Source organism: Comamonadaceae bacterium M7527 (assembly GCA_021044545.1).
Classification (GTDB): Bacteria; Pseudomonadota; Gammaproteobacteria; order Burkholderiales; family Burkholderiaceae_C; genus RS62.
Genome location: CP087990.1, coordinates 581251 through 596254, shown reverse-complemented (window position 1 = coordinate 596254; position 15004 = coordinate 581251). Strand labels below are relative to the sequence as shown.

Below are 15004 nucleotides of genomic sequence, written 5' to 3'. Positions count from 1 at the left end.
AGGCGCTTGCCGCATGGGCACAGCGCCTTTTTTGTTGGTTGATATGACACACGCTATTTGGACGCTGCGCGGCGCATTTGCCGCGCTTGGAATGATGTTTGGCACGTGGCTGGGCTTGATTCCGTGGGTGCGCGATGCGCGCGCGTTCAGTCATGAGCAAGTCGGTTTTGCACTTTTGTGCGCTGGCATAGGCGGTTTGGTGACGTTTCCGCTGGTGAGGCATTTGCTAGCGCGCTACGGCAGTGCGCGTCTAACCGTGGCCAGTGCTGTTGCTATGGCGTGCTTTGTGCCGTTTATTGCATTGGCGCCAAACCTGTGGTGGTTGTGCGCGTGTCTGTTTGTTGTGGGCATGCCGGCGGCGGCCATGGATGTGGCCATTAACGCCCAAGCCGTTGTACAAGAGCGCGCCGCGTCACGCGCTCTGATGTCGCGCTTTCACGCGTGTTGGAGTCTGGGGGCGTTGGGTGGTGCCTTGGGTGTTGGCTTTGCCCTGAGCTGGCACATGCCACCGTGGCTTTACATGTTGGCAGTGTGTGCTGTGTGGGCAGCCTTGCTGCTGTTCAACGGCCACGCACTTGTGCCTGAGCCGCACCATGCCCATAGCCCAAGACGTGCGCCACGCATGCAGTGGCAAGGGCCTGTGATGATGGTGGGCTCCATGGTGGTGTGTGCCTATGTGGTGGAGGGCGCCGTAGGGGACTGGAGTGGCTTGTACATGCGCGACGTTGTTGGCGTAGCTTGGCGCAGGCACCCACAGCATTCGCGGCCTTTTCGTTTGCGATGGTGGGCGGGCGCCTATTGGGCGATCAGATCATTGAGTGGGTGGGCAATGTGCGCGTATTACAAGCCAGTGGTGGCTTGGCTGCGGCGGGCATGGCTTTGAGTTTGATGTGGCCCACACCATGGGTTGTTGTGCCGGCTTACTTCGTTATAGGCTTGGGCATGTCCTTGGCCGTGCCGGTACTAATGCGCTGCGCAGGGCACATAGACGGCAACAACGGCGGCCAGGCCCTGGCCACTGTTGCATTTATGGGTGCCATGGGTATGTTGGTAGCACCGCCGCTATTGGGCTGGGTGGCGCACGCCAGTTCATTGCGCGCAGCGCTTTGGCTGGTGCCAGCGCTGGCGGTATATGTGGCGTGGCAGGCTCGTAAAACGCAATGACAGCGTAAAGCTAAAAGATCTGGTGCGGGTCATGGTGAGCAGTCTGGGGTGTGGTTTGCACGGGCGCTACTTTGTCCCAACAGAGACAAGCAGCTTACTTTTTTCGGATACCATTTCACAAAAGCGAACGGTCGTTCGTTTTTTGCTGGTCCACCCATCGACTTCGTTGAGATAAACACTATTGGAGGCTTCATGACAGCGCACTACCTTGCCAGCGGCAATATTGCCGTGATCACCCTAGACAATCCACCGGTTAACGGATTGGGTTTGTCCACTCGTCAGGGCATAGCGGCCGCCATGGAGCAGGCCAACGCTGATGCGGCCATCAAGGCCATTGTGATCACGGGCGCTGGCAAAGCGTTTTCAGGTGGTGCGGACATACGCGAGTTTGGCACGGCTAAAGCCATGGCCGAGCCAAATTTGCTGAGCGTGATCAAGCTGATAGAGCAGTCGGCCAAGCCCGTTGTGGCGGCCATTCATTCTGTGTGCATGGGCGGCGGTCTTGAGTTGTCATTGGGCTGCCACTACCGTGTGGCTGCGCCTGGCTGCAAAGTGGCGCTGCCCGAAGTCAGGTTGGGTTTGTTGCCGGGTGCGGGCGGCACCCAACGCCTGCCACGCGTGATTGGTGTTGAGGCGGCGCTCAATATGATTGTGAGCGGCGAGCCTGTTAACAGCGAAATGTTGGCCGCCATTCCTGGTCAAAAGCTGTTTGACAAACTTGCTGCCAGTGCAGACAGCTTGCTGGAGGAGGCCAAGGCCTTTGCCGCCAGCATCGCGGATAACAGGCCATTGCCACTGGTGCGTGACCTCAAGTGCAAGCACCCAGAGGGCGACGCTTACTTTCAGTTTGCCCGCAACATGGTGCGGGGTATGGCCAAGAACTTTCCAGCACCCGAAAAGTGTCTGGACGCTGTACAAGCTGCTACCAAACGCAAGTTTGACGATGGCATGGCCTTTGAGCGCGAGCTGTTCATCAACCTCATGTGGACTGCTGAAAGCCGTGCGTTGCGCCATATTTTTATGGCTGACCGTGCTGCCAGCAAAATTCCAGATGTGCCAGCTGATACGCCCAAGCGCAATGTTCAAAAAATGGCCGTCATTGGTGCGGGCACCATGGGCGGCGGCATTTCCATGAACTTCTTGAACGCAGGCATGCCGGTTGTCATGCTGGAGACCAAGCAGGAAGCCTTAGACCGTGGTGTGGCCACCATTCGCAACAACTACCAAGCCCAAGTGAAGAAGGGCAAGCTCACGCAAGAGAAACTGGACCAGCGCATGGGCCTGCTCACCACCACACTGGACTACGCAGACCTTAAAGATGCGGACATGGTGATAGAGGCTGTGTTTGAAGAAATGAGCGTCAAAGAAGCTGTGTTCAAGCAGCTGGATGCGGTGATGAAGCCCGGTGCCATTTTGGCGACCAATACGTCAACACTGGACGTAGACGCCATTGCCGCGTTTACCAAGCGCCCGCAAGACGTGATTGGCACGCACTTCTTCAGTCCCGCCAACGTGATGAAGCTGCTTGAAGTGGTGCGCGGCAAAGAAACCGCCAAAGACGTATTGGCCACTGTGATGGCTCTGGGCAAAGCCATCAAGAAAACGTCTGTTGTGTCTGGCGTGTGCGACGGCTTTATTGGCAACCGCATGATTGAGCAGTACAGCCGTCAAGCAGGCTTCTTGCTAGACGAGGGTTGCACACCCCAACAGGTTGACAAGGCTGTTGAGAAGTTTGGCTTTGCCATGGGACCCTTCCGCATGGGTGACTTGGCGGGTAACGACATTGGTTGGGCCATTCGCAAGCGTCGTGCCGTCGAAAAGCCCAACCTGACCTACAGCAAAACCGCCGACTTGCTGTGCGAGCTGGGCCGCTTTGGCCAAAAAACCGGTGCAGGTTGGTACGACTACGCACCAGGCCAGCGCAAGGCTATTCCCAGCAAGTTGGTCGAAGACATGCTCACCGACTACCGCGCCAAGCAGGGCAAGCCTGTGCGCACCATCAGCGATGACGAAATCGTGCACCGTTTGGTGTTCTCGTTGGTCAACGAGGCTGCGCACATCGTGGAAGAGGGCATTGCCAGCAAGGCCAGCGACATCGATATGGTGTACCTCACGGGCTATGGCTTCCCGCTGTGGCGCGGCGGCCCCATGTGCTACGCCGACGAGTACGGATTGTTCAACGTGTTGCAGCGCATGAAGCAGTTTGCCGCCAACCCGCAGGACGACGCCTCATTCTGGCAGCCCGCGCCTTTACTCAAACGCCTGGTTGCTGAAGGCAAAACCTTCACAGGCTGACGCGCGGCCACCTGTTCGCACTGCATTAACTTCTGTATGTCAGCGCCACCCCAAGTGCTGGCGCTGCCTCTAAAAGGATTAGCTTCATGACATTCGCATTGATTGTTTCAACTGCCCGTACCCCTTTGGCCAAAAGCTGGAAGGGTTCTTTCAACATGACACATGGCGCCACCCTGGGTGGCCACGCCGTGGCGCAAGCCATAGCGCGCGCAGGCATTGAAGCCGGTGAGGTTGAAGACGTCATCATGGGTTGTGCCAACCCAGAGGGCGCAACGGGCGCCAACATTGCACGACAAATCGCGCTGAAAGCGGGCTGCCCAGTTGACGTGTCCGGCATGACGGTGAACCGCTTTTGCTCGTCTGGCCTGCAAACCATTGCATTGGCGGCGCAGCGCGTCATTGCGGGCGAAGCCGACACCTATGTGGCTGGTGGCGTGGAGAGCATTTCTTGTGTGCAACAGGAAATGAACCTGCACATGATTCAGGACATGAGCCTGCTCAAGCAAAAGCCTGAGGTGTACTGGAGCATGCTGCAAACGGCAGAGCAAGTGGCCAAGCGCTACAACATCAGCCGTGATGCCATGGACGAGTACGGCGCGACCAGCCAGCAACGCGCTTGTGCCGCACGCGATGGCGGCTTGTTTGCCGACGAAATTGCGCCTATTACCGTAACCGCTGGCGTGGCTGACAAAAAGCTGGGACTCATGACCAGACAAGTCACCGTCGAGCACGATGAAGGCATTCGTGATGGCACCACCAAAGAAGGCATCTCTGGCATTCGCTCAGCCCTGCCAGGTGGTGTTGTCTCGGCAGGCAACGCCAGCCAGTTTTCTGACGGTGCGGGTGCCTGCGTGGTGATGAACGAGAAGCTGGTCAGTCAAAAGGGCTTAAAGCCACTGGGCCGCTTTTTGGGCTTTGCCGTCGCCGGTTGTGAGCCCGACGAAATGGGTATTGGCCCTGTGTTTGCCGTGCCCAAGGTGCTTAAAAAGCTGGGGCTGACCGTAGCCGACATTGACTTGTGGGAACTCAACGAAGCCTTTGCCGTGCAAGTCTTGTACTGCCGCGACAAGCTGGGTATTCCGGCCGACAGGCTCAACGTCAACGGCGGTGCGATTGCATTGGGCCACCCCTACGGCGTAAGCGGTCAACGCTTGACCGGCCATGCACTCATCGAAGGAAGGCGTCGTGGCGCCAAGCGCGTGTGCGTCACCATGTGTATTGGTGGTGGCATGGGTGCAGCTGGCGTGTTTGAAGTCTTGTAGGGGCGGGGCGGCCATGGCTTTGCGCGAGACGCTCAATTTCCTGTTGTACGACTGGCTTCAAGCCGAGCAGCTCAACAAGGTGCCCAGGTTTGAAGACCACAGCCGTGAGACCTTTGACGCAGTGCTTGACACCTGCGAGCGTATTGCGCGTGACAAGTTCGCGCCGTTCAACCGTCTGGTAGACACGCAGGAGCCACACTTTGATGGCGAACGCGTGCACTTGCCCCAAGCCACACATGACGCCAATAAGGCCTACGCCGAGTCAGGCATGCTGGCCGCTGGTCAAGACTACGACTGGGGTGGCATGCAACTGCCCCAAACCGTTGAGTCTGCAGCCAATTCGTTTTTTGCCGCAGCATCGGTGAGCATAGGCAGCGGCCTGCTGACAGTGGGTAACGCCAATTTGCTGATGGCGCATGGCACGCCCAGGCAAAAACAAGTGTTTGCAGCCCAAGCGTTCAGTGGGCGCTTTAGCGGCACCATGTGTTTGTCTGAGCCGCAAGCAGGCTCAAGTCTTAGCGACATTGTGACGCGTGCCACACCCGACGGTCCCGACTACGAGGCCGATGCATTGGGTCCCCGCTTCAGGCTGCATGGCAACAAGATGTGGATTTCCAGCGGTGAACACGAGCTCACCGACAACATCATCCATTTGGTACTGGCCAAAATTCCAGACCAAAGCGGCCAGTTGGTCGCTGGTACGCGCGGTATTTCATTGTTTGTAGTGCCCAAACACTTGGTGGGCGCGGATGGCGAGTTAACGGGCGTGCGCAACGACGTTGCACTGGCTGGGCTGAATCACAAATGCGGCTGGCGCGGCACCACCAATACATTGCTCAATTTCGGCGAAGGCAAATACCCTGTGAATGGCCAGGCGGGCGCGGTGGGGTATCTGGTGGGCAAGCCAGGCGAAGGGCTCAAGTGCATGATGCACATGATGAACGAGGCCCGTATTGGCATTGGTATGGCTGCCACCATGTTGGGCTACGCAGGCTTTGAGGCCAGTCTGGCGTATGCCAAAAACCGCCCGCAGGGCAGGCATATTGACGGCGCGGCCAAAGACCCCAGTGCGCCGCCTGTGGCCATCATTGAGCACGCAGATGTCAAGCGCATGTTGCTGGCACAAAAAAGTTATAGCGAAGGTGCACTGGCTTTGGCGCTGTATTGCGCACGCCTGGTAGACACACTCAAAACCAGTGATGGCATGCAATCTGAGCAAGCGCACGACTTGCTAGAGGTGCTCACGCCTATCGTAAAAAGCTGGCCCAGCGAGTGGTGCCTGGAGGCCAACTCGTTGGCCATTCAAATTCACGGCGGCTACGGCTACACCCGGGATTTTCCGGTAGAGCAGTACTGGCGGGACAACCGCTTGAACATGATTCATGAGGGCACGCACGGCGTGCAGGCCATGGACTTGCTGGGGCGCAAAGTCATCATGAACAAAGGCAAGGCGTTTGGCCTGCTGGTAGAGCGCATGCAAGCTACGGCTCACCGCGGCGCGGCGCATGACACACTGGCCCACTTTGCCGCGCAGTTGCAGACACAGATCAATGCGCTGGCGGTGGCAACGCAAACCATCTGGACGTTTGACGGGTCGCCCAACGCACGCCAAGCGCTGGCAAACGCAGTGCCCTATATGCAAGCCTTTGGCCATGTGGTGCTGGCGTGGATTTGGCTGGATGTTGCCATAACGGCCACCACCCAGACAACAACAACTGCCAACGCGGGCCGGCTGGCCTGTTGCACCTACTTCTTTAACTATGAATTGCCCAAAGTGGGCGCATGGCTTGGTGTGGCGCAGTCGCGCGACCAAACCTGTGCCAACGTGGCGGTGGAGGCCTTTTAACGGCTTAGCCGCAGGGAATGACGCACAGCATGATCAAACATATCGTTTTTTGGAATTTTCAAGACCAGACCCCTACGGGCAGCAAGGCCGACAACTTGGTGCAAGCCGTCACGTTGCTGCAGTCTTGTGCACAACTGGTAGACGGCATAGAGGCATTTGAAGTGGCCTTGGGGCAGACAACCCAGCCTGCACCGCCGACCTGGTGTTGTACAGCGCCTTTACGTCACAAGCTGCACTGGACGCTTACCAGGAGCATCCACAGCACGCACCCGTTAAAACATTCATGAAGCAAGCGGTGGCTTCACGCCACTGTATGGACTACACCGTTTGAGACACGCAGCACGCCAACACCAACAGGAGACAACACCATGACACGCAGCATTCAACAACTGTTAAACCTAGACGGCAAAAACGCACTCATCACCGGCGGCTCTCGTGGACTTGGCTTGCAAATGGCCGAGTCATTGGGCGAGGCCGGTGCCAAGGTGATGATCACTGCGCGCAAGTCTGCCGAGCTTGAAGAGGCCGTAGCTCATCTGCAGTCTCGCGGCATTGACGCGCGCTGGGTTGCTGCAGATTGCGCCGACGAGGCCGGCATCAAACATGTGGTGGATGAAACCCTGCAGCAAATGGGCAACATTGATATTTTGGTGAACAACGCGGGGGCGGCCTGGGGTGCACCGGCTGAAGACCACCCCATTGAGGCCTGGGACAAGGTCATGAACCTCAACGTTCGCGGCTATTTTTTGCTCAGCCAAATGGTGGCCAAGCGCAGCATGATTGAGCGCAGGTCTGGGCGCATCATCAACGTGGCCTCTATTGCAGGCCTGGGCGGCAACCCCGCAGAGATGAAGACCATTGCCTACAACACCTCCAAGGGCGCGGTGGTGAACTTCACCCGTGCACTGGCAGGCGAGTGGGGCCACTACGGCATTACGGTCAACGCCATTTGCCCGGGGTTTTTCCCAAGCAAGATGACCAAGGGTACCCTGGAGCACCTGGGCGAAGACCGCTTGAAGGCAGGCGCGCCATTGCGACGACTGGGGGACGACGAAGACCTCAAAGGCCTGTGCCTGCTGTACGCCAGCGACGCCGGCAAGCACATCACTGGCCAGTGGCTGGCTGTGGACGGCGGGGTTAGTGCCATTTGCGGCGGATAACCCAGCATGGACTTTTCAGTACGCATTCCTTTTGTAGAGCTGCTGGGCTTTGAATTGCTGAGCATGGCCGACGGCCAGGCCCGCATTGCCTATACGCCTGCACCTGAACACCTCAACTCCTTTGACGTGACGCACGGCGGCGCCAGCATGACGCTGATGGACGTGGCCATGGCTCACGCGGCACGCAGCGTTGAGCCTGATATGGGCTGCGTCACCATTGAGATGAAAACCAGCTTTATGCAACCCGCTGTTGGCCGCCTGGAGGCTGTAGCAACCATGCTGCACCGCACCGCAACCATGGCCTTTACCGAGGCCAAGGTGTTTGACGCAAAGGGGCGTTTGTGTGTGCATGCCAGCGGCACTTTTAAATTTATTCCCAGGCTGGCCGCTGGCAAAGGCCAGGTCAAGCCACTCAACAAAGCAACATAAGTTCTGCGGCGTATAGCCTCACGCCTATGTTTCAACCACGACCCATTGCCCGTTTTCAAGGAGGCACTCATGCCAAGCAATCCACATATCGTTTTAAAAAGCCGCCCACAAGGTGAACCCACTGTTGACAACTTTGAGCTTAGAACCAGTGACACGCCAGAGCTGAAAGACGGTGAGGTGCTGGTTAGGCACCAGTTTCTGAGCCTGGACCCCTACATGCGTGGGCGCATGAATGAAGGTAAAAGCTACGCGCAAGCGCAAGCGCTGGACCAGGTCATGATCGGCGGCACCGTCGGCGTGGTGGAGGCCAGCGCCCACCCCAAGTTTGCGGTAGGGGACAGCGTGGTCGGTATGGGCGGGTGGCAAACCTACAGCGTGGTGGACGGCAACGAGCCTGGCATGCTGCGCAAGGTCAGCACCGAGCACATTGCGCTTAGCGCCTACCTGGGCGCCGTGGGTATGCCGGGTGTGACAGCGTGGGTGGGTCTGACGCAAATTTGCGAGCCCAAGGCGGGCGAGACCGTGGTGGTCAGTGCGGCCAGCGGCGCAGTCGGCACGGCGGTGGGCCAGTTGGCCAAAGCACGCGGCTGCCGCGTGGTCGGTATTGCCGGCGGCCCTGACAAGTGCAATTTTGTCGTCAACGAAGCTGGCTTTGATGCCTGTATCGACTACAAGGCGCATGCAGACGCCAAGTCTTTGTACAAAGCCCTCAAGGAAGCCACGCCAAACGGTGTGGACTGCTACTTTGAAAACGTTGGGGGCACCATTATGGACACCGTGCTGCTGCGTACAAACGCCTTCGCGCGCATTGCGGTGTGCGGCATGATTGCCGGCTACAACGGTGAGCCACTGCCCATGCAAAACCCATCTTTGATTTTGGTGAACCGCATCAAGATTCAGGGCTTTATTGTGAGCGAGCATATGTCGCTGTGGCCACAGGCGCTGCAGGAGCTGGGCACCATGGTTGCGACCGGCAAACTCAAGTACCGCGAGACAATTGCCGACGGCCTGGCCGCCGCGCCTGAGGCTTTCCTGGGCTTGCTAAAGGGTAAAAACTTTGGCAAGCAATTGGTAAAAATCAGCGACTGATATTGATAAACCGGCTGTGCTGGCGAGCATGGGCTTACTGAATCACCTGGAGACACACAATGCATAGCTTTAAAGGCAAAACCGCCGTACTGACTGGCGCTGGGTCGGGGTTTGGCCTGGAGTGCGCCCGCATAGGGGCTGCGAACGGCATGCGCCTGGTGCTACTCGACGTGCAAGCCGATGCACTAAGCGCTGCAGCAACTGAGATTGAAGCCACTGGCGCACAGGTGATGAGCCGCGTCATTGATGTTTCAAACGAGGCGGCCATGAACCAACTGGCCGCGGATGTGCAGCAGCGTTTTGGTGCGCCGCACTTTGTCTTCAACAATGCTGGGGTGGGCGCTGGCGGCTTGGTATGGGAAAACACGGTTGCCGATTGGGAGTGGGTGCTCAATGTGAACTTGTGGGGGGTTGTTCACGGCGTGCGCTTGTTCACGCCCATGATGCTGGCGGCCGCAAAGGCAGACCCAAACTACAAAGGTCATATTGTGAACACCGCCTCAATGGCTGGTTTGCTGACTGCTCCCAATATGGGTATTTACAACGTCTCCAAACACGCGGTGGTGGCGCTGACCGAGACCTTGTACCAGGATTTGCGTTTGGTCACAGATCAGGTCAGTGCCAGTGTGTTGTGTCCTTATTTTGTGCCTACTGGCATCAGCCAAAGCCACCGTAACAGGCCTGCCGACCTCAAAGCGGCCAAGCCCACGCCCAGTCAACTCATTGGGCAGGCCATGTCTGACAAGGCGGTCAACGCCGGCAAGGTGACTGCGGCTGAAGTCGCACAAAAAGTATTTGATGCCGTTCGCGACGACCAGTTTTACATTTACAGCCACCCGCAAGCCCTGGCCACTGTAGAGGCGAGGTTCAAGGCCCTGGTCGCGGGTGAGCAGCCGCCTGACCCATTTGCGTTGCGCCCGCAAGTTGGCGAGCAGCTGCGCGAGTCACTGCGCAGCGCTGATCGCTAGGCAGGCACTGGCTGGCCTTGTAGGCCAGCGCGCCCACTGAGCGCTTAAGCATATGGCTTGGGTGTCATGCATTGATCCGGTCTTGTGCACTTGGCTGCGGGTTGGAGGTGCGCTCAGCTATGGCAAACTGGCGTATTGACGCGCCATCAGGCGCCTTACAAACACCTAACACCCCATCACATGACAGACATTGCCGCGCAACTCGCGCAAGAGATACGTATTCGCCCAGAGCAAGCCAAGGCTGCTATCGATTTACTGGACGGCGGCGCGACAGTTCCTTTTATTGCTCGCTACCGCAAGGAAGCCACAGGTGGCCTGGACGATGTACAACTGCGTGAACTGGATGCGCGCTTGGCCTACCTCAGGGAATTGATTGACCGCAGGGCTGTGGTGCTCAAAAGTATTGATGAGCAGGGCAAGCTCACTGCAGCGCTTGCAGCCGCGATAGCTGCGGCCGCCACCAAGCAACAACTGGAAGACCTTTATTTGCCCTACAAGCCAAAGCGCCGCACCAAAGGGCAAATTGCCAAAGAGTTTGGCATTGAACCCCTGGCCGATGCATTGCTGGCAAACCCCGCCCTGGACCCGCAAGATCAGGCAGCGGCCTATGTACGCACAGAAAAAGGCGAGGCCGGCGAAGACTTCACCACCATAACGGCCGTATTGGACGGTGTGCGCGATATTTTGAGTGAGCGCTGGGCTGAAGATGCTGGCTTGGTGCAGCGCGTGCGTGAGTGGTTGTGGCGTGAGGGCCTTTTTCAAAGCAAGCTGGCCAGCGGCGTTGACGAACACAACGCAGATGCCGCTAAATTCAGAGACTATTTTGACTACGCCGAGCCCATTGGTCGCGTGCCGTCTCACCGCGCGCTGGCAGTGCTGCGAGGCCGTGGCCTCAATTTGCTGGATGCCAAGCTGGTGTTGCCCGACAGTGTTGACCAAGACAGCACCAGCGCTGCAAAGTCGCCCAGTCTCGCCGAGGGCATGATTGCCCAGGCCGCGGGTTGGAGCCACCAGGGCCGCGCCAGCGACGACTTGCTGCGCAAATGCGTGACTTGGACTTGGCGGGTCAAGCTCAGCCTGTCGGTTGAGCGGGACTTGTTCACCCGTTTGCGCGAGTCGGCTGAACAAGTGGCCATTAAAGTGTTTGGCGACAACATGCGCGATCTGTTGCTGGCCGCACCAGCTGGCAACAAACCTGTCATGGGCCTTGACCCTGGCATTCGCACCGGCGTCAAAGTGGCGGTGGTGGACAGCACTGGCAAGCTGGTCGATACCGCCACGGTATACCCACACGAGCCCCGCAAAGATTGGGATGGTGCCTTGCATATATTGACGCAACTGTGTGCCAAGCACCAGGTGGCGCTCATCGCGATTGGCAACGGCACCGCCAGCCGCGAGACTGACAAACTCGCAGCCGACCTCATCAAACTAATGAGCAAACACGATGGCGCAACCGTGCCGCAAAAGCTGGTGGTGAGTGAGTCTGGCGCGTCTGTTTACAGCGCCAGTGAGTTTGCCAGCCAGGAAATGCCAGACGTAGACGTGAGCTTGCGCGGTGCGGCCAGTATTGCGCGGCGCGTGCAAGACCCATTGGCTGAATTGGTCAAGATTGACCCCAAGTCCATTGGTGTGGGTCAATACCAGCACGACGTCAACCAGAGCGACCTGGCCAAACAACTGGACGCCGTGGTGGAGGACTGTGTGAACGCCGTCGGTGTAGACCTCAACACGGCCAGCGTGCCGCTTCTGTCGCGGGTATCCGGCTTGTCGTCCACTGTTGCCAAGGCGGTGGTGCGCTGGCGTGACAGCAACGGCGCGTTTCGCAACCGCCAGCAGCTGATGGACGTGAGTGGTTTGGGGGCCAAAACCTTTGAGCAAAGTGCAGGCTTTTTGCGCATTCGCGGTGGAGACAACCCACTGGATATGACAGGTGTACACCCAGAGACATATGACCTGGTGCAGCGCATCATGGCGCAGGCCGCCAAGCCCATCGAGGCCATCATGGGCAAGCCTGATGTACTGAAGACCTTATCGGCCAAGTCTTTTGTCACACCGCAGTTTGGCGAACTCACCGTATCTGACATTTTGAGTGAGCTGGAAAAGCCAGGCCGAGACCCTCGTCCTGATTTTGCCGTGGCGCGCTTTAACGACGGCGTGGAGGACATACGTGATTTGCGCGAAGGCATGGTACTGGAGGGCACTGTCAGCAACGTGGCCGCTTTTGGTGCATTTGTGGACATAGGCGTACACCAGGATGGTTTGGTTCACGTGAGCCAGCTCAGCAACAAGTTTGTGACCCACGCCCACGAGGTTGTGAAAACCGGTGACATCGTCAAGGTGCGCGTGGTTGAAGTGGATGCCACACGCAAGCGCATCAGCCTGACCATGAAGCTGGACGCACCCGTGGCGGCCCGCAAGGATGCGCCGCGCGACAACAAGTTCGAGCATGCCGCACGCAACGCAGTGCGCCCTCAAGGGGGCACGCTGCCAGCCATGCTCAAGGCAACTCGGCCATGGCCCAAGCCTTTGCCAAGCTCAAAGCCCAATAACACCACGTATCAAGCACACCATGACAACAACAGACCGCTACAACGCCCAGGCAGACCGCTACGACGGGCGCATGATTTACCGCCGGTGCGGCAACAGTGGCCTGCAATTGCCCGCCATTACCCTGGGTCTCTGGCACAACTTTGGCGATGCCACGCCCATGCAAACGCAGCGCGATATGCTGCGCACCGCTTTCGACCTGGGCATTACCCACTTTGACCTGGCCAACAACTACGGCCCGCCCGCAGGCAGCGCCGAAATCAACTTTGGTCAGCACTTGCGCCGAGACTTCATGCCTTACCGCGATGAGTTGATCATCTCCAGCAAAGCCGGCTGGGACATGTGGCCAGGGCCTTATGGCCAGGGCGGTGGCTCACGCAAATACGTGCTGGCCAGCCTTGACCAGAGCCTGCAACGCATGGGGCTAGATTACGTCGATATTTTTTACTCGCATCGTTTTGACCCCGACACGCCTTAGAGGAAACCATGGGCGCCCTGGCCAGCGCTGTCAAACAAGGCAAAGCCTTGTACGTGGGCATCTCCAGCTACTCGGCGGGCAAAACCGCTGAGGCTGCAGCGCTGCTAAAAGGCATGGGCATCACACCATTGATTCACCAGCCGTCTTACAGCATGCTCAACCGCTGGGTAGAGCAAGACTTGTTGCGTACCCTGAGCGAGCAGGGTATGGGCTGCATTGCGTTCAGCCCACTGGCGCAGGGCCTGCTCACCAACAAGTATTTAAACGGGGTTCCAGCAGACGCCCGCATCAACCGACCAGGCGGTGCTTCCTTCAAGCAAGAGCATTTGAGTGAAGCCAACTTGGCTCGTATCCAGGCGCTTAACGGTATCGCGCAAGCGCGCGGTCAAAGCCTGGCGCAAATGGCCGTGGCTTGGGTGTTGCGCAACCCACAAGTCTCGTCCGCACTCATTGGTGCCAGCCGGCCCGAACAAATCACAGAGCTGGTGAGTGCGCTCAAGCAACTTGCGTTCAGCGAACAAACGCTTGCTGCCATTGACCAGCATGCGGTTGAAGGCGGTATCAACTTGTGGCAAAAACCCTCCACCGACCAACGCCCATGAGCGCCGGCAACAAGGCACTGGCCATTTATGCAGGTCCTGGCGCCCGTGCCTTGTTGCAGCGTGAGGGCTTGCGCCCAGAGCATGTTGCCGCAATACCCGCGGCAGCTGGCGGCCCAAAGGGTTTGATGCTTTGCAGGCTGGACCAGTTTTTATTTGGTGACTGGCTTGGTAACAGCGCGCAGCCCATAGACCTGGTCGGTGCATCCATTGGTGCCTGGCGCATGGCCACGGCTTGTATGGCCGATAGCGTGGCAGGCTTTCAACGCCTGGAGCACGACTACATTCGTCAGGAGTTTGTCATCCCACCAGGCAAGCGCATGCCCAGCTCAGCCAGCGTTAGCGCCGCGTTTGCCCACAGTTTGCACAGCTTTTACGATGACCATGTGTCGCAAGTACTAGGCCACGAGCGCTACAAGCTACACGTTGTTACAAGCCATGGCAAACACGTGTTGCACAGGCAAGGGCGGATCACTACGCCACTGGGCTACGCCGGTGCGTTTGTAGCCAACGCCTTGTCTCGCAAAGCCTTGGGCAATTGGCTTGAGCGCGTGGTGTTTTCTGCGGCTGGCCAGCAGAGCGAGCCGCCCGCAGCGCCAGCGGCCTTGCCGTTTGACACCTCTGACATCAAAACGCTGCAATGCGCGCTTACCAACGGTAATTTCTACCAGGCGTTGCGCGCCAGTTGTTCGATTCCGTTTGCCTTGGACGCCGTGCACGACATTCCTGGTGCGCCCACCGGCGCCTATTGGGACGGTGGCATTACCGACTACCACATGCACTTGCGCTACCGCACAGACCCTCAGCATGTGGTGCTGTACCCGCATTTTCAGAAAGCAGTGGTGCCGGGCTGGCTGGACAAAACGCTAAAGCACAGACACGCTGCAACCGCTGCGTTAGACCACATGGTGGTCATAGCGCCTAACCCGCAGTGGGTAGCCACACTGCCCAATGCCAAGCTGCCAGACCGGCACGACTTCGTGCATTACAACAACGACTTTGCTGGGCGCGTAAAAGTGTGGCAAACCGCTGTGGACGAAAGCCAACGCTTGGTCCATGAGTTTCAAGACTGGCTGGCCAAGCCTGATATGAGCCAGGTGCAAGCCTTGTAGCCCAACCCAGCTGTCTCAATTGGGCGCAGGGCGGCATTGCAAGGCAAGGCGATAA

The 15004-nt window shown here is 58.3% G+C and carries 11 protein-coding genes and 2 pseudogenes; all 13 read left to right on the top strand.

The features are described 5' to 3' along the window. Positions 1 to 43: 43 nt before the first annotated feature. The 13 genes and pseudogenes from LN050_02840 to LN050_02780 all read left to right on the top strand — a co-directional run bounded on the left by LN050_02840 (position 44) and on the right by LN050_02780 (position 14949). Positions 44 to 883, top strand: coding sequence for an MFS transporter (locus LN050_02840; GenBank protein UFS56803.1), 840 nt, complete (start codon positions 44 to 46; stop codon positions 881 to 883). A 59-nt stretch (positions 884 to 942) separates the two neighbouring features. Beyond that, the gene (locus tag LN050_02835; protein UFS56802.1) at positions 943 to 1164 is read left to right on the top strand and encodes a hypothetical protein; all 222 of its coding nucleotides are present in this window, start codon (positions 943 to 945) and stop codon (positions 1162 to 1164) included. Positions 1165 to 1356: 192 nt separating this feature from the next. Continuing rightward, on the top strand, positions 1357 to 3459 hold the full coding sequence (locus LN050_02830) for a 3-hydroxyacyl-CoA dehydrogenase NAD-binding domain-containing protein (protein UFS56801.1): 2103 nt from the start codon (positions 1357 to 1359) through the stop codon (positions 3457 to 3459). An 86-nt stretch (positions 3460 to 3545) separates the two neighbouring features. Continuing rightward, a complete protein-coding gene (locus tag LN050_02825; protein ID UFS56800.1) occupies positions 3546 to 4721 on the top strand; it encodes an acetyl-CoA C-acyltransferase in 1176 nt (391 codons plus the stop codon). Positions 4722 to 4734: 13 nt separating this feature from the next. Then, positions 4735 to 6567, top strand: a complete 1833-nt coding sequence (locus LN050_02820) for an acyl-CoA dehydrogenase (protein UFS56799.1) — start codon at positions 4735 to 4737, stop codon at positions 6565 to 6567. Positions 6568 to 6769: 202 nt separating this feature from the next. After that, positions 6770 to 6898, top strand: a complete 129-nt coding sequence (locus tag LN050_02815) for a Dabb family protein (GenBank protein UFS56798.1) — start codon at positions 6770 to 6772, stop codon at positions 6896 to 6898. Between the two features lie 37 nt (positions 6899 to 6935). Continuing rightward, entirely contained in the window at positions 6936 to 7727 is a 792-nt protein-coding gene (locus LN050_02810) for an SDR family oxidoreductase (protein UFS56797.1), read from the top strand. 6 nt (positions 7728 to 7733) lie between these two features. After that, complete coding sequence (locus LN050_02805; GenBank protein UFS56796.1) at positions 7734 to 8156, top strand: PaaI family thioesterase; 423 nt, start codon at positions 7734 to 7736, stop codon at positions 8154 to 8156. 69 nt (positions 8157 to 8225) lie between these two features. After that, positions 8226 to 9245 carry an NADP-dependent oxidoreductase gene (locus LN050_02800; GenBank protein ID UFS56795.1) on the top strand — a complete coding sequence of 340 codons (1020 nt, stop codon included), beginning with the start codon at positions 8226 to 8228 and terminating at the stop codon, positions 9243 to 9245. Positions 9246 to 9304: 59 nt separating this feature from the next. Continuing rightward, complete coding sequence (locus LN050_02795; protein UFS56794.1) at positions 9305 to 10213, top strand: SDR family oxidoreductase; 909 nt, start codon at positions 9305 to 9307, stop codon at positions 10211 to 10213. Between the two features lie 180 nt (positions 10214 to 10393). Then, positions 10394 to 12762, top strand: a pseudogene (locus tag LN050_02790) (RNA-binding transcriptional accessory protein). A gap of 20 nt (positions 12763 to 12782) precedes the next feature. Further along, positions 12783 to 13840 (top strand): annotated as a pseudogene (gene mgrA / locus LN050_02785) (L-glyceraldehyde 3-phosphate reductase). Beyond that, entirely contained in the window at positions 13837 to 14949 is a 1113-nt protein-coding gene (locus LN050_02780; protein UFS56793.1) for a patatin-like phospholipase family protein, read from the top strand. Before mgrA ends, LN050_02780 begins: the two are co-directional and overlap by 4 nt. Positions 14950 to 15004: the final 55 nt, after the last annotated feature.